Origin of the sequence: Prauserella halophila, assembly GCF_024171895.1 — a bacterium.
Lineage (GTDB): Bacteria > Actinomycetota > Actinomycetes > Mycobacteriales > Pseudonocardiaceae > Prauserella > Prauserella halophila.
On sequence record NZ_JAMTCQ010000009.1, the window covers coordinates 427,218 to 442,356 of the forward strand.

The window sequence follows — 15,139 nt, forward strand, 5'->3', positions numbered from 1 at the left end:
TTACGCACCATCCGCACACAAGTTGCGTTGATAACCGCCACGCGGCGGCTCAGTTTCGTGGAGCTGGACCGGGCCAGCGATCGGGTGGCTGCGGCGCTGGCGGCCCGTGGGGTCGAGGCGGGGCAGACCGTGTCGTTGTTTTCGCAGAACCGGTGGGAGTGGGTCGTCGCCTATCACGGCGCGCTCAAAGCGGGGCGCGGTGACCCGGTCAACGTCATGCTGACCACGGAGGAATTCGGCTTCGTGCTGCGGGATTGCGATTCGGCGGCGGTATCCGTGGGCGGCGACCAGGCGGCCGCGACGGTAGATGAGGCCAAGGCTCTACCCAGCCTGCGGATGGTCGTCTCGTTCGACGGGGCCGCGACGGGAGCGGTGGCCTTCGCCTAATTACTTCGATGAGCGGGAGTCGCGCTCGATCGGACGAACGATCAGGTCCGTTACGGATATGATCCAACCAGTCCAAAACAACGCTCATGATGTGCGTGTTCGGTGTCCGCAGGGGGACTCGTAAGCCGTCGCATCCTCGGCAGCGCGCGACTACTCGTCAGTAATCCCGCTCCATTTGGGGCACGCCTTCCCGGCGATGCGGCCAGAGCCATACCGTCGAACTATCTTGTCGAGATAGACACACAGCCCAGGTTTGTCCTGACAAGGGGTTCTACGAGGTGCTGCGCAGCGGGCACTATGACGGTCACCACAGCGCATCGGCGCCGGGTTCGGTCTTTGCCGGCCGTGGCCCATGCACCGTTACCCCCAGTAAGGAGGAGCAGGATGGAGGTCGTGGCCGAAGGTTACAACACCTTCGAAACACATAAGTCCCCCCGAGGTGTGGTCAAGTACTTGGACTCGCCGCAAGATGTCATTTCGCTCATTCAGTCCGGCACCCTGACGGAGTACATACTGTTGGTGCGGGGAGGTACGACGACCTTCCTGGCGCCCGCGCTCAGTACGGGCGCCATCGGCGTCATCACCATGTCTGGGGCGCCCGAGTCACACCTCGGCATCCTCTCGCGTGAGTTTCAGACACCATGTGTCATGACCGCCCATCTGACCAACAGCGATTCTCGTTACGAGGTCGGTAACTCCGATGAAGCGCACTTCGATGAGATCGCCAAGACCCTTGAGGGGATGACGGTCCAACTGGACTGCGCCGAGTCCGAGGTCGGCAAGGTAATTGCCATCAGCTGAACCATAGACCCGACCGACGTCATGACAGGAGTTGCAATGTCGATCAATACCACCGACGGGGCACAGGCGACTTACAAGCAACGGTACGAACCCGACGACGACGGCCTCCGGTTCCAGGACCTCGAGTTCGAAGGCAATTTCGAAGGTATGGAGCCGATTCACGACGGAATCATCGGCGACAAGGTGCTCCGCCAGCGCGCGAAGAGTAACGTCCTCGAACGGGTGTCTAAAGAGGACGCTCTGCGTGCGCAGTTCACCCTCGACGAGCTCAATGACCTCAACAACTACCTCTCGTGGAATGTGTGGGACGTTCTGGTCATGCGCGCCACGGAGGGTGTCTCCGGCATGATTCCCCGCCAGGAATACGAGACTTTGGCGTTCATGCATGAGTTCTACCGGTGGCCGGAGCTGCTGCGGATGACCACCGACGAGGTGGGTGCGCAGGGCGTGCTGGATATCGGTGCGCAGTCGCGCAGCGAGATCGGAACCAAGGTCAACTGCGTACACGACTGGTGCATCGGAGCGGTCGGCTTCGGTATGGGCCGGTGCGGGCTGCTCGCACTGGAAGCGATCCAGCCCAGCGACTATGTCGAAGAAAGCAACGAGATCCTCAAGTTCATGCAGCGAGTCCTGTGGGGCAAGCGACAGGATGGTTACATCCTCAACTCCCAGGATCGCTACCGGGCCCGCATCCACGATCAAAGTCTCATCGACGACATCGTGGGCCAGCTCGAAGATCTCGAGCCGTCCAGTCCCAAACACGAGGCGTTCACGCACTTCAACGCCTCTGCCGAGCTCCTGGCGTTCCTGGACCACTTCGATTGTCGGCTCGGTCTCGGGGACACCGGTCCGTACGAGCTGCCGAACGGCAACCTGCTGATCCTGCGCGACCTTTTCGTCAACGAGGAGGAGTTCCACTGGAGTGACGTGTGTGAGGACGCGGGGCTGCCGCACTGCTACACGGTGGCGCTGGTGATCGATCCGCAGGAGATGGGCTTGGAGGAGATTCGTATTAATGACATCTCCACCACGTTCACCAGGCCGAAGAACTATGTGCCGCACATCGTCGCCGGTGCCGTGTTCAGCCGGGAAAAGTGGAACACCCCGATGGGTGAGGTCCGGCCGATCAAGATCGACGACCTCGGCGACCACCTTGGGCGGATTCAGCAGGCGACGTTGAAGATGTACCGCAAGTTCTCGCGGATGTCGCGGCGCGACCTGATTTGGGGAGGGCAGTATGTCTACTACGTGGACATGATTCTTCCCCACCTGCGGCGTGCGGGCACTTATGAGAAGGCGTGCCGGGACTACCAGCTGTGGGAAGTGGATCAGCGCATCGCGAACTACTACTACGAGATTCAGAAACGCGGGTTCGTGCAGGAGACCGCGCCGAACAAGATCTTCTCCGGTAAGGGATACCTGCCTTTCCCGGAGGGCACGGACCTGCGCAGATCGAAGTACCGCTGGCTGTAGCGGTCACGGCAGGGCGCACCACCTCGGCCACGGCGGAGTGGTTCGAGGTGGTTGCGCCTGTGCCGCGGCCGTCGGAAGTTGACCGCCATGGCCGCCACGATCACGGCCGGCGACACGGAGGGTGACCATGACAGTAGCAGTGCTGGAGAAACAACTTTACGACGTTCTCAACGCGGTCGTCCTCAAGAAGATGGCTGATATTTCTGCGATCTCCGAGGCGACCGCACGTGATGACGAGGACGTCAAGACGGCGATGGAAACGTTGGGTGAACGCAGCCTCGTGGTCATGGTCGGCGAGTCGGCCATGCCGACCGACGAAGCGGTGGCCGCGTTGGTGACGGCGGCGGCGAAGCACTACGACGAGGTACGGCAGGATACCGTGATCGCGCAGGTGGCCGACAAGTTCGAGGCCGTCAACCAGCGGTTTCTGGAGGCCATGTCTGCATGGCAGCAGGTTGATGTCGGTGGCAGGAAGGTCGCCAACGACCATCAGGACTCGTCCTATGACGCGAAGATCATCGACAAGATGGACAAGCTGGTGAGCCGGCTTAACAGACAACTCGAAGTATTGGCTGAACGCGATCCGAGGTTCGGGACCTACTCGACCCGATTCGACCGAGCCATGTGCCTCGTCGAGGGCGGCGAGATCGACTATGTGTCGTCTCCGACGTTGGACTCGTTGCACAACATCTGGTTCGAGTTCCACGAAGATCTGTTGCGCACACTCGGCCGCGCACGTAAGGAGTGAGGCGAGTGCAGCAGGACGGTACTTACACGATCGCATTCGACGACCCGGGCGAGTACGACCGCGACATGCTGGGTGGCAAGGGTTTCGGTCTGGTCGAGATGACCCGCAACGGACTGCGTGTGCCGCCGGGGTGCGTGGTGTCCACTCACGCCTGCCGCCATTATCTGAATGAGGGCGGCCTTCCCGCGAGTCTTGCCGAGGAGGTACTCGAACGGCTTGCGCAGCTGGAGCGGCGGACCGGCAAGACCTTCGGCACCGGCCCCGAGCCGCTGTTGCTGTCGGTACGATCCGGCGCGCCGATCTCCATGCCAGGGATGATGGATACCATTCTCAACGTCGGCCTGGGGCGCTCGGCTGCAATAGCCTTGGCCGACGCGACTGGCGACACTCGGTTCATGGCGGATGTGTTGTTCCGCTTTCACTGTATGTACTCCGAGACCGTGCTCGGCGGCCTCGACGTGCCCGAGCGCGCGGAGTTCGACGAGGTGTTCGCCGAGCTCGGCACCGACTCGGATGCGGGCACGGTTTACGACAAGGTGTGGCAGTGGTGCCAGGATCGGGTGGTCGAGGATGTGGGCGAAGCGGTACCCGAGGAGCCACGGCAGCAGTTGCTCGGCGCGGTCGAGGCCGTGTTCCGGTCCTGGAATACCCGGCGAGCCGTGACCTACCGGGATCTGCACGCTATTCCGCACGACTTGGGTACGGCCGTGGTCGTACAGTCGATGGTGTTCGGCAATCTCGGTGCCGACTCCGGATCCGGGGTGGCGTTCACGCGCAACCCCGTGACCGGTGAGCCCGGATTGTACGGGGAGTTTCTCAGCGGGAGCCAGGGTGAGGACGTGGTCGCCGGCGTCCGTACTCCGCTGCCGGTACAACAGATGGCCGAGACGATGCCAGCGGTCTACGAGGAGCTGGCAGCCGTTTGCGCAAGGCTTGAGAGCACTCACAACGACGTGATGGACATCGAGTTCACCGTCGAGCATTCGCATCTCTACTTGCTGCAGGTGCGTGCGGCCAAGCGCACGGCCCAGGCCGCATTACGGATCGCCGCGGACTTTGTGGACGAAGGGATCCACTCGCCGGGCCAGGCGCTGCAAGCGGTGACCGCCGAACACATCCGGCACGTGCAACGGCCTGGTTTCGCGCCCGACGAGGTCGCCCAGGCCCGGGACGATGGGCGTCTGCTGACCACGGGTGTGGGTGCGGCACCGGGTCAGGTCTCGGGCCGGTTGACCTTCGATCCCAGCCTGGCCGAGGAACGCGCGAAGGGTGGTGAGCGAGTCATCCTGGTCCGGCACGTCACCAGCCCGACCGACCTGCACGGCATGATCGCTGCTGCGGGCACCGTCACGGCGACGGGAGGATCCACCAGCCATGCCGCGGTGGTCGCGCGGGCCCTGGGCAGTACGTGTGTCGTCGGGTGCTCGGCGTTGGAGGTGGACGAGCAGGCAAGCACTGTGCGGGTTGGTGAGCGTGTGCTGCGAGATGGTGAGCCGGTCTCCATCGACGGCGGCACCGGCGAGGTGTTCACCGGGGAACTGTCCACCACCGAGCCGGCCGAGGAGCATACCCGGCTGGGCGAGTTGCTGACCCACGCGCACTCGTCGGCTGATGTCGACGTGCTCGCCAAGGTGACCACCCCGGAGCAGGCTCGTCGGGCACTGGCGAAAGGGGCTAGCGGGATCGTCGTCGGTGTGGACGACGTGCTCGCCGCGGCCGGGCTGCTGGCCGAGGTGTCCAAGACGCTACGCGGCGGCGGTGGTCGCCTGGATACGGCACGGCTGGAAAGCGTGCTGGTCGAACAGTTCAGCGCACTGTTGGCGGCCTGCCCCGACGTCGAGGTGGGCGTGCGGGCACTCGACGTGCACGCCGACGAACTGGCCGAGGTACTCGATTCCACCCAAGCCTTCGTCGAACATCCCCAGCTGGCGCTGCCGCTGGGTGAACCTGAGCTGATCAAGGCACAGATCCGTGCGCTCGCGACCGCCGCGGCGACGGTGGACGGCTCCACCACCCCGTATCTGGTGGTGCGGAACCTGACGGATCCGGCCGAAGCCGCGGCGCTGCGAGCCACCCGGGACGAACTCGACGAGTCGGACCGGCTCGTCGTGGGGGCTTACGTGACCAGTCCTCGCGGGGCGCTGCTGGCCTCGGAGATCAGCGCACACAGTGAGATGCTGTGGCTGGAAATGCGAGTAATGCAGGCCACGATGTTCGGTATTGCCCCGCGTCACCTGCTCGCGCGTGAGCCCTTGGAAGGCTATGTGCACTCCGGACTCCTCGGCACGGATCCCCGGCAGCAGATCGACGAGTCAGTAGCACCGCTGCTGGACAGCGTTGCCGAAGCGCACGCGAACCACCCACAGTGTCCGGCCGGGGTCCGGCTGTCCGCGGCGGTGTCCGAGCCGGTGGCCGCGACCCTGTACTCCCACGGGTTTCGCCGGTTCTCCGTCGATCTCGATGAACTCGCGCCATGTGTGCTGGCCTTGGGGAAAGCCGCCTTCGCGGAGAGCGGAACACGTCGGGAGCAGGCGACGAATGGAGCGTAGTGATGGCTGATATGGGACGAGCGGCCGGTTTCGTGGAGACGCGGGGCCTGGTCGGAGCGATCGAGGCAGGCGACGCGATGGTCAAGGCGGCCAACGTGGCGCTGGAAGGCTACCGGACGCTGCGCAACGGGCAGGTGACTACCGTGGTGCGCGGCGATGTGGGTGCCGTGCAAGCCGCGGTCGACGCGGGATCGGTCGCCGCCCGGGCGGTCGGAGAATTGTTGCACGCGCACGTGATCCCACGCCCGGACGGTGGCACAGACGACATGTTGACCAATGCAGTCACCGTCCGATCCCGGTGAGGCGTGCCCGCGCCCTATCGCAACCGCGGTCTGAATCGGGCCGTACGCGTCTCGGGTATCGCATGGAGTGAGCGGTCGGGGACGTGTTCACGTTGAGCAGGCGCCCGGGGGTGTCCCTATGGGAGACGTCAAGCGGGTGCGGGCGGCGGTCCTGACCTCCATGCGCGGCATGGAGGTCAGGACCTCTGGCAAGAGGGTGCGCATCAAGCAGCTCCTCGACTTGGGCGGCGAGCGTTGTGCGTTGGGAGAGCACGGTTTTCAGGCTCTCGGCCAGCTGCGGCAGCACCGTCTCGGCGGCTGTGGCGGCGACCGTGTCGGTCCCGGCAGCACGGATGCCGGTCGGGCCGCCGCACTGCGCGAGAATCTCCAGCACCGCCCGATGGGTGATTTTGGAACCGATGGCGCGTTCCAGGGCTGGGTGGATACCGGTGAGCACAGCCCGCGGATGCGGTTGCTGATCCGGGTTGCCTCGCCGGGCCGGGCAGGTAGGCCACCTCGTACCCGCAGGCACGGGCCACGCCACGGTCACCGGCAGCGCCCCGATCGTGGCCGGCTGGTCCACCACGACCAGGATGCGTTCGTGGCGGGCGAGCCGGTCGAAGACCTCCCGCAGCTGGGGCCGCTGTTCGGCAACGCCGCATCGTGCAGCCGTGTGCCGTCCGGGGCCGGCCCGATCGCGTGGTCTTCGCCCTTGCCGACATCGAACCCGAGGAACACGCCCTAATCGGGGCCACTGTCCATCAGGCCTACCGTCGTCGTCACCAACGACGACGGTAGGCCTGATGGACAGCGCCTCCCGATCACCGGAGGATGCGGCGTACGGCGTCGAGTACCTCTGGTCGCGCCGCGGGCTGGTTCACCGCCTGCACCGCCTGCGAGGTAGTGGATGGCCTCGGTTGACTCCGCTCGCGGCGCCGTGCGCGCCGGATCTCCACCGTCCGGGCGAGTGTCTCGGCGAGTGCGGGTGCCGCCTCGGAGGTCCCCGCGGGTGCGGGTGCCGCCTCGGAGGTTTCCGCGGGTGCGGCGGTGTTCGGGGTGCAGCGGTCATGGCAGGTGGGGCCTACCAGGCCGAGCAGTTCCTGAGGCCAGATGGCGACGAAGTCGGCTCCCGCCTCGCGCAGTTCGGCGCTGGTGTGCATTCCCCAGGCGACGCCGACAGCTCGGATTCCGGCCTGCCGGGCGGCGACGATGTCGCCGACCGTGTCGGTCACCAGGGCAGTGTCGCCGATCGCTGAGCAGTCGCAGGCCTCGTCGTAGGCCGGCTGGCAGCGCCGGCCGACCCCGCGCGCGGCGTCGGCGAGGAAGCGGTGCACACCCTGGGTTTTGTCGGTTTCGGTGTCGCCGCCGAAGACGTGCCCGAAACAATACGCGAGGTCGTTGTCGAGCAGGATCCGGCGAATCACACCGGTGGAGTTGGAGGACAGTACGGCCAGGGTGCAGTGCGGGGCCAGGCCCTTCACCACATCGGCCATGCCGGGGATCAGTGGCGGCGAGTAGTCGGATTCGAGCGCCTGCTGGAACGCTCGTTCCACCTCATCCGCCGTGGCCCGGTCACGACAGAGCGCCCGCAGGCTTTCGAAGAAGTTGTTCTGGAACAGCTCGTAGAACTCCTCCGCGGTGTCCACACCGAGACCGAACCGCCTGCTGATCGGGCGGAATACCTCCCACGATGCCAGCCGGGTCTGCACCAGCGTGCCGTCCAGGTCGAAGATCACCGCGGTGCAACTCGGCGTACACATAGGATCAGAGTTCACTGTAGATCTTGGTCAAGGCCTGCGGACCGATAAAGTCCTGCAGCTCGCCCCATCCGCGCTCCTCGCCGCAGCGCCACTCGGCCAGCACGTTGAATCCCACCGTGCCCGGTCCGGCCTGCCAGGGGAAGCTGGTGCGGCCGAAGCCCTGCAGCTGCCAGCTTCGGCCCAGGCTGTCGGTGAGGTCGAGCTCCACAGCCTTGGCGTAGTAGCCCTGGCGAATGGTACGTCCGGTACCCGCCGAGAGCCCGTACATGTTGCCGTGGTCGATGAGGTAGCCGTGTTGCAGGGTCAGGCTGGTCGGCGCGTCGGGTCCCCCGTCGGCGCTGAAGGCGAAGATGCCGTGGAAGGCGAGATCCCGAGAGAAGTGCGCGTGCAGCCAGCTCATCGTGCCGCTCTGGTATTCGGCGCGGGGGCCCCAGCTGTGGTCCATTGTCGAGACGCAGTCGATCGGGTACTTCTTTCCGCGCACCTCGATCTCACCCTCGAAGTGCCCGGTCTGGTCGAAGTGGCCGTTGTAGGCCTCGTCCCAGGCGAATTCGTCGCCGGATTTCGCGGCCACGATCGGATCCTGGTGCGGGTCGTGAATGTCGAAGGCGTCCATCAACGCGGTATAGCGAAAGTTCAGCGCGATCCCGTCCCCGTTGTCGAACTCGACGTCCCAGACCTTGTTGGGCTCGGGGGAGACGACCTTGAGCCCGTTGTTGAGCTGATAGTCGCGCAGACTGGCCCCCTTGGGGATGGGCAGGTGATGCTGTGCGTCCCAATAGTCGGCTTGCCAGGGGGATTCCACGAACCGTGAGTTGATCGCCACGGTGGAGATCACCACACCCGCATTCATGCGGAAAAGTGCGTACACACCGACGTTGAGTGGGACCTCCGGGACGTAGAACCCGAAGAAGTTGGTCTCCGCCCAGGTCGGGTCGTCGCTGGTGGGGGTGTGAAAGTCCGCGTCCTCCGGATTGATCATCGCAGGCTGTCTCCTTCGTTCGTGCGGCCCGAGGGCCGACAGGGTGTGGATCGTCGCTTGCGGGGTCAACTGTGGCGCACACCGGCGGTGCGGGCCATTCGTCCGGGAGACAACCACCCGGACATACGTTGTCTCTCGCGGATAGGGACGCCGCGTGCACGGTGATCCTAGTGTCAGGGCTGTCGCTTAAAGGTCGGCGTCGTTGGTGCACATACGGCAGAGGAGTGGCCTCCATGTGGCTCGGCAAAGTGATCGGGCAGGTGATCTCGACAGCCAAAGACGAGTCGCTGTCCGGGATGAAGCTGCTGGTTGTGGACGAAGTCGAGCACACGCGGCCGGATGGTGGCACGGGGAGATCGCATGTCGCGGTCGATCTGGTCGGCGCTGGCCAGGGCGAGCTGGTCCTGGTCGCCGCGGGGAGTGCTGCACGTGTCGCGGACGTCGTTTCCCGATCGCCCGTGGATCAAGCGGTGATCGCTATCGCGGACACCGTTGTCGTCGATGGTGATGTGACCTATCAGAAGTAGTTCCGACGATTCGGAGGATGAACCATGCCTGCAACGCAAGGCAGCGGTACCACTCGGCAGGGTGGCGCGCTAGGACTGATCGAGACCAGGGGATTGGTCGGTGCGGTGGAAGCCGCCGACGCGATGGTCAAGGCTGCGAACGTGCAGTTGCTCGGCCAGCGTGAGATCGGAGGCGGGCTGGTGACGGTGATGGTGCGCGGCGACGTCGGTGCGGTCAAAGCGGCCACCGATGCCGGTGCCGTTGCCGCCGGTAATGCCGGCGAGGTCGTGTCGGTGCACGTGATCCCACGTCCGCACGATGAAACGGAGTCCGTGCTGGAGATTCTGACGCGGCCCAAGTCCTGACGCACCCGAAGGGTGCTTGATCCCGACAGTACTGGATGGGGCGCGGGTTCGACCCGCGTGCTCGCCCGGGGAAGGTGATTGTGGTGACTGCGGGCTTGGATTCCGATCTTGCCGCGTTGGCGGATGTGCGTGCTCAGGTGGCGGCGACGAAGCGGGCCTATGAGGCTATCGAGGGTGCCGATCAGGAATGGCTGGACGGAATCGTTCGTGCCATGGCCAAAGCGGGCGCCGCCGCTGTGGGTGAACTGGCCAGGCTGGCCGCGGACGAGACCGGGTACGGCGTGTACGAGCACAAGATGGTCAAGGACCGTTACAACACGGAGTTCGTCGCCGACTGGATGTTGCAGCGGCGTGCGGTCGGGGTGTTGTGGGTGGACGAGCCGAACAAGGTGACCGCGATCGGCTCTCCGATGGGAATGATCGCGGCGATCATTCCGGTGACCAATCCGACGTCGACGGTGCTGTTCAAGAGCCTCGCCGCGGTGAAGGCGGGTAATGCCGTGGTGCACGCCCCGCACCCGCGGGCGGCGCGCTGCTCGGCACGTGCGGCGGAGATCATGGCGGAGGCCGCTGTTGATGCGGGCGCTCCCGAGGACCTCGTGTCGTGCCTGCACGCTCCGACGCTGGATGCGAGTCGGGAACTGATGCGCCACCCGGACGTGCGGTTGATCCTGGCGACCGGCGGCCCCGGCATGGTTGCGGCGGCCTACTCGAGCGGCAAGCCGACTATCGCGGTCGGTGCGGGCAATGTTCCCGCCTACGTCGACGGCAGTGTCGCCGACGTCGGAGAAGCCGCGACCATGATCGTCACTTCGAAGTCGTTCGACAACGGAACGGCCTGCGTCGCCGAGCAGTCCGTCGTGGTTGCCGAGGCGGTCGCGGACCAGTTCGAAGCGGAGTTGACCAGGGCGGGAGTAGCCTGGCTCACGCCTGAACAGCAGCAGGCTCTGTGCCGGGTGCTGTTCGACGAACGTGGTGGTATGCGGCCTGCCGCAGTCGGACAGTCGGCGACCCGGTTGGCTGAGTTGGCTGGATTCGCGGTCCCGGCCGAGACGAAGGTCCTGGCCGCGAGCTTGAGCCGGGTGCACGAAGACGAGTTGCTCTCCCGCGAGATTCTGGGCCCGGTGCTGTCGGTCTACCGCGAGCCGGACGCGCACGCCGGGTGGCGGCGCTGCCGCGAGATCCTGGCGTTGGGCGGCGAAGGGCACACGCTCGCGGTGCACGCGACCGACTCGGACGTGATCGCCGAGTTCGGATCGCAGCCCGCTGGCCGGATCGTGATCAACACGCCGGCGTTGTTCGGCGGGATGGGGTACTCGGCCAACGTCGATCCGTCGTTCCAGCTCGGGACCGGAACGTGGAGTGGCTCGATCTGTTCGGACAACGTCACCCCGTTGCACCTGGTCAATATCAAACGGATCGCCCATGAAGTGCGGCCGTGGCGCGGAGTGCTCGAGCGGTCATGACTGTGATCGAGATGAGCGACGCGACACCGCCGGAGGCATCGGGCGGCCAGGTGGCCGTGTCACTGCGACGCGCCCATTCCCGGATCGGCCTGCAGGCGGAGTCCTGGTCGGGACAGCTCCATACCGGGGTGGATCTGGGCACGGCCACGTGCGTGCTCACGGTCGTCGATGACACCGGCGAAGCTGTGTGGGTCGACACCAACGCGACGGCTGCCCTGCGCGACGGCGTCGTGGTGGACTTCACGGCCGCCGTGGCCGCGGTGCGGACGTTGAAGCGCGACGCCGAAGCCGCACTCGGGGTCGAGCTGGAGCACGCTGCCACGGCCTACCCGCCTTGTGTGGGCGAGGCCGACAGCCGGGCGTGCCGGTTTGTCCTGGAAAGCGCTGGATTCGACCAGATCGCCATGCTCGACGAGGTGTCGGCGGCGAATCGGACACTGGGAATCCGTGACGGCGCCGTGGTCGACGTCGGCGGCGGTTCGACCGGAGTCGGCGTGTTCAGCGGGGGCGAGCTGCGCGCCCTCGATGACCGGGCAGGTGGCGGTTACCACCTGGACCTCATCGTGGCCGGCGCCATGGGGATTTCGGTGCCCGAAGCCGAGCGCCTCAAGCATGAATCCCCGGAGACGGTGACCACCGTGCTCCGACCCGGCATCGAACGAGTCGCGGAGTCGATCCGCGACCTCACGACCGGCTGGGAGGCCCTCGATGTGCACCTGGCCGGCGGTGCGCTGATGCTGCCCGGCATGGACAGCACGCTGGCCGCCCGGCTGGGCCGCAGTGTGCACGCCTATCCCCACGCCCTGTTGATCACCCCACTCGGAATCGCGAGGTCTGCCCCGTGAGTGCTGCGACGCTGCGCACCTATGCCTTCATCGACCGGATGCAGCCGCAATGCGCGGCCCACATCGCCGCGACCAGCCCGGGCGACCCCCCGCTAGCGGGCATGTCGGAGCTGTTCGTCGAAATGGCGCCCGGCAACGAGGTGTTCCGCGCCGCCGACGTCGCGCTCAAGGCCGCCGGAGTTCGGCCGGCGCTACAGGTTATCGAACGCGAGTTCGGGCTGCTGGAAATTCACTCCGAGCAGCAAGCCGAAGTCCTCGCCGCAGGTGAGGCACTGCTCGGCGAACTCGGGTTGAAAGAGCTGGACCGGATCAAACCGACTATCGCCTCCACCCAATTCATCACCAACGTGCACGGATACCAAGCACAACTGCTCAACAAGTGGCGCAAGGGCGCCCTGCTGTTGCCGGGCGCCAGCCTGTTCGTGCTCGAGGTCGCCCCGGCCGCCTACATCTCGCTGGCAGCGAACGAAGCGGAGAAAGCCGCAGGCGTCGATATCATCGAGATCCGCGCCGTCGGCCGATTCGGCCGGTTGTTCCTGTCCGGAAGTGAAAGCGAGGTCGGCACTGCCCGCGACGCCGCGGTAGCCGCACTCGAAGAGCTCGACGGATCGGAGGAGGCTCGACGATGAGGGTGCACGGAGCAGCCGAGATCGACCGCGCCATCGAAGAAGCAGGCGCAGCGTCACCGACGCTGCAGGTAGCCAGCGAAGATCTTGTCACCCCGCTCGCGCGGGATAAGGCCGCCGATCACGGGGTCCAGATCATCACCGAGGCTGCCGCAGCCCCCGCCGCGCCCACACAGCCCATCGCCCGGGGTGGCACGCCACCCCGGGCGGTCCCACCGGGCAACTCCGCCGCATCCGAGCCGATGCGTCCGCCGTCGCCGGCGTTGTATCGCCGGGGCGCACCTCTGCACCCCGATGTGCGGCCCGCGGCCGGACCCGCCGCGTCACGGCCGGACACTCCCGCTCGGGTCGTGGTCATCGGCGCGGGACACGTCGGAATGATCACGGCGCAGCGAGTGGCCGAAGCCGACGTGGTCGACGAGGTGGTGTTGGTCGACGTCGCCGATGGTCTGGCCGCAGGCGTTGCGCTCGACCTCACGCACACGTCCGGACTGCTCGGCTTTGGCACGCGGGTCCGTGGGGTGAGCAGCTTGGAAGAGGCGGGCCCCGCGGACTATGTGGTCATCACCGCTGGTAAGCCCCGCCAACCGGGCATGAGCCGCGCCGATCTGGTCTCGACCAACGCCGCCATCGTGGGCGATCTGGCCTCTCGCGCCGCCCGGACCGCGCCGGACTGCGTACTCGTCGTGGTCACCAACCCGCTCGACGAGATGACCTACCATGCGTGGCGCAGTTCCGGGCTGCCGTCCGAGCGGGTCGTGGGTATGGCAGGCATGCTCGACGCCGCCCGCTTCCAGGCGTTGATCGGGTTGACCGGCGCGGCACAGCCGAGGCGCGTCGAGGGTGTGGCATTGGGCAGCCACGGTGACGAGATGGTCGTCCCCCTCTCGCAGGCCACCGCCGGCGGACGCCCGGTGACCGAAAGCCTCGATCAGGACACCCTCACCGGCATCGTGGACCGGACCCGGACATCCGGTGGCGAGGTGGTCGGCCTGTTGAAATCCGGCAGCGCGTTCATGGCACCCGGAACCGCGGCGGCTCACATGGTCCTGGCCATGATTCGCGACAGCGGCGCCGTTCTACCGGTCACTGCCCGGGTGCGCGGTCACTACGGTATCGCCGACGGTTACGTCGGCGTGCCGGTACGACTCGGACGTCACGGGGTGCGAGACATCGTCGAACTCGCCCTCGCCGAGGAGGAACGAGCGGCGTTGTGCGACGCCGCCGAACGGATCAACGAGCGGGTGCAGGTGCTCGACACGTTGCCGACACGCGCCACCGGCGCGATGGTGTCGTGACCACCATGAGGGCAGTGGTGTATCGCGAGCCGGGCCGGGTGGAAGTGGCCACGGTTCCCGAGCCGACGGTGCTCGAGCCCGAGGACGTAGTGGTTGGAGTCACTTGCGCGGCGGTATGCGGCACTGACCTGCATCTGGTTGCTGACGGGCACGGATTGCCCCCAGGAACCGTGCTCGGTCATGAGTACACCGGAACCGTACTCGCCACCGGGACTTCGGTGCGCACCGTCGCGGTAGGCGACCGGGTTGCCGGGGCGGACTTCACCGCCTGCGGGCGGTGCTGGTGGTGCCGCCGCGGCGATCACTGGGAGTGTGCGCACCGGCAGTTCCTCGGCACCGGGGGCGCCTTCGGCCCTGCGTTGCCGGGAGCCCAGGCCGAACGGGTCCGCGTGCCGCACGCGGACAACACCCTGCGTCCCTTGCCTTACGGGGTGAGCGACGAGGCCGCGGTGTTACTCGGCGACGTACTACCTACCGGCTATGCCGCGATCCAACGTGCGGACCTGCGTCCCGGCGACACGGTCGCGGTCGTCGGAGGCGGACCGGTCGGCCAACTCGCCAGTCTCGCGGCCCAAGCCTGTGGGGCGGGCCCCGTCGTGGTCGTCGAACCCGTCGCCGACCGGCGGGCCCTGGCCGCCGACAACGGCGCGCTGGCGGTAGGACCGGACGAGGCGAGCGAACTGCTCGCCTCGTTGACCCACGGCCGTGGCGCGGACGCCGTGGTCGACGCCTTGGGTGCCCCGCGAGGCTTGGACGCCGCGATGGCGCTGGTGCGCCGCCGCGGCACGGTGTGCTCGGTCGGTGTCCCCTCGGTCGAGCACTGGTCGATGCCGGTTCGCGACGCTTTCGTCAACGAGGTGACGGTTCGGTTCGCCATCGGCGATCTCATGCGCGACGGCGACGCGCTCACCGCGCTGCTGGAAACCGGTGTACTGGATCCGACCGTGGTGCTGACCGAGACCGTCGACATGGCCCGGGCCCCCGATGGTTATCAGGCGATGGCCGAGCGACGTACCCTCAAAGTGCTCGTCACGATGTAACCCAGGTCACT

15 protein-coding genes and 1 pseudogene are annotated in these 15,139 nt (G+C 66.4%); 13 read left to right on the forward strand and 3 right to left on the reverse strand.

What is annotated here, in order from left to right:
* The first annotated feature begins 27 nt into the window (after positions 1–27).
* The 6 genes from LY41_RS08175 to LY41_RS08200 all read left to right on the forward strand — a co-directional run bounded on the left by LY41_RS08175 (position 28) and on the right by LY41_RS08200 (position 6,260).
* Complete coding sequence (locus tag LY41_RS08175) at positions 28–387, forward strand: AMP-binding protein (protein WP_301296788.1); 360 nt, start codon at positions 28–30, stop codon at positions 385–387.
* A 384-nt stretch (positions 388–771) separates the two neighbouring features.
* Positions 772–1,188, forward strand: coding sequence for a PEP-utilizing enzyme (locus LY41_RS08180; RefSeq protein ID WP_253863269.1), 417 nt, complete (start codon positions 772–774; stop codon positions 1,186–1,188).
* A 36-nt stretch (positions 1,189–1,224) separates the two neighbouring features.
* Positions 1,225–2,661, forward strand: a complete 1,437-nt coding sequence (locus LY41_RS08185) for a hypothetical protein (RefSeq protein WP_253863270.1) — start codon at positions 1,225–1,227, stop codon at positions 2,659–2,661.
* Between the two features lie 127 nt (positions 2,662–2,788).
* Positions 2,789–3,409 (forward strand): hypothetical protein, encoded by a 621-nt coding sequence (locus tag LY41_RS08190; protein WP_253863271.1) that lies wholly within the window; start codon positions 2,789–2,791, stop codon positions 3,407–3,409.
* Positions 3,410–3,414: 5 nt separating this feature from the next.
* A complete protein-coding gene (locus LY41_RS08195; protein WP_308292219.1) occupies positions 3,415–5,958 on the forward strand; it encodes a pyruvate, phosphate dikinase in 2,544 nt (847 codons plus the stop codon).
* Positions 5,959–5,960: 2 nt separating this feature from the next.
* Positions 5,961–6,260, forward strand: coding sequence for a BMC domain-containing protein (locus LY41_RS08200; RefSeq protein WP_301296789.1), 300 nt, complete (start codon positions 5,961–5,963; stop codon positions 6,258–6,260).
* Between the two features lie 138 nt (positions 6,261–6,398).
* On the opposite strand, the pseudogene LY41_RS08205 reads toward LY41_RS08200, so the two are convergent.
* From LY41_RS08205 to LY41_RS08215, 3 genes and pseudogenes are all read right to left on the reverse strand, one after another.
* A pseudogene (locus LY41_RS08205) lies at positions 6,399–6,977 on the reverse strand (IS110 family transposase); the annotation flags it as partial.
* Positions 6,978–7,060: 83 nt separating this feature from the next.
* Entirely contained in the window at positions 7,061–7,999 is a 939-nt protein-coding gene (locus LY41_RS08210) for an HAD family hydrolase (protein WP_253863272.1), read from the reverse strand.
* Between the two features lie 4 nt (positions 8,000–8,003).
* On the reverse strand, positions 8,004–8,981 hold the full coding sequence (locus tag LY41_RS08215; protein ID WP_253863273.1) for a DUF7064 domain-containing protein: 978 nt from the start codon (positions 8,979–8,981) through the stop codon (positions 8,004–8,006).
* Positions 8,982–9,214: 233 nt separating this feature from the next.
* On the opposite strand from LY41_RS08215, the gene LY41_RS08220 reads away from it, so the two are divergent.
* The 7 genes from LY41_RS08220 to LY41_RS08250 all read left to right on the forward strand — a co-directional run bounded on the left by LY41_RS08220 (position 9,215) and on the right by LY41_RS08250 (position 15,128).
* Positions 9,215–9,508, forward strand: a complete 294-nt coding sequence (locus LY41_RS08220) for a EutN/CcmL family microcompartment protein (RefSeq protein WP_253863274.1) — start codon at positions 9,215–9,217, stop codon at positions 9,506–9,508.
* A 24-nt stretch (positions 9,509–9,532) separates the two neighbouring features.
* Positions 9,533–9,853 carry a BMC domain-containing protein gene (locus tag LY41_RS08225; protein ID WP_253863275.1) on the forward strand — a complete coding sequence of 107 codons (321 nt, stop codon included), beginning with the start codon at positions 9,533–9,535 and terminating at the stop codon, positions 9,851–9,853.
* 83 nt (positions 9,854–9,936) lie between these two features.
* Positions 9,937–11,319 carry an aldehyde dehydrogenase family protein gene (locus LY41_RS08230; RefSeq protein ID WP_253863276.1) on the forward strand — a complete coding sequence of 461 codons (1,383 nt, stop codon included), beginning with the start codon at positions 9,937–9,939 and terminating at the stop codon, positions 11,317–11,319.
* Between the two features lie 11 nt (positions 11,320–11,330).
* Positions 11,331–12,164, forward strand: coding sequence for an ethanolamine utilization protein EutJ (eutJ, locus tag LY41_RS08235; RefSeq protein ID WP_253863277.1), 834 nt, complete (start codon positions 11,331–11,333; stop codon positions 12,162–12,164).
* Positions 12,161–12,793 carry a hypothetical protein gene (locus tag LY41_RS08240; RefSeq protein ID WP_253863278.1) on the forward strand — a complete coding sequence of 211 codons (633 nt, stop codon included), beginning with the start codon at positions 12,161–12,163 and terminating at the stop codon, positions 12,791–12,793. Before eutJ ends, LY41_RS08240 begins: the two co-directional genes overlap by 4 nt.
* A complete protein-coding gene (locus LY41_RS08245; protein ID WP_253863279.1) occupies positions 12,790–14,088 on the forward strand; it encodes a malate dehydrogenase in 1,299 nt (432 codons plus the stop codon). The genes LY41_RS08240 and LY41_RS08245 overlap by 4 nt, the downstream gene beginning before the upstream one ends.
* Positions 14,089–14,093: 5 nt before the next feature.
* Positions 14,094–15,128, forward strand: a complete 1,035-nt coding sequence (locus tag LY41_RS08250; protein WP_253864044.1) for an alcohol dehydrogenase catalytic domain-containing protein — start codon at positions 14,094–14,096, stop codon at positions 15,126–15,128.
* The last annotated feature ends 11 nt before the right edge of the window (positions 15,129–15,139 follow it).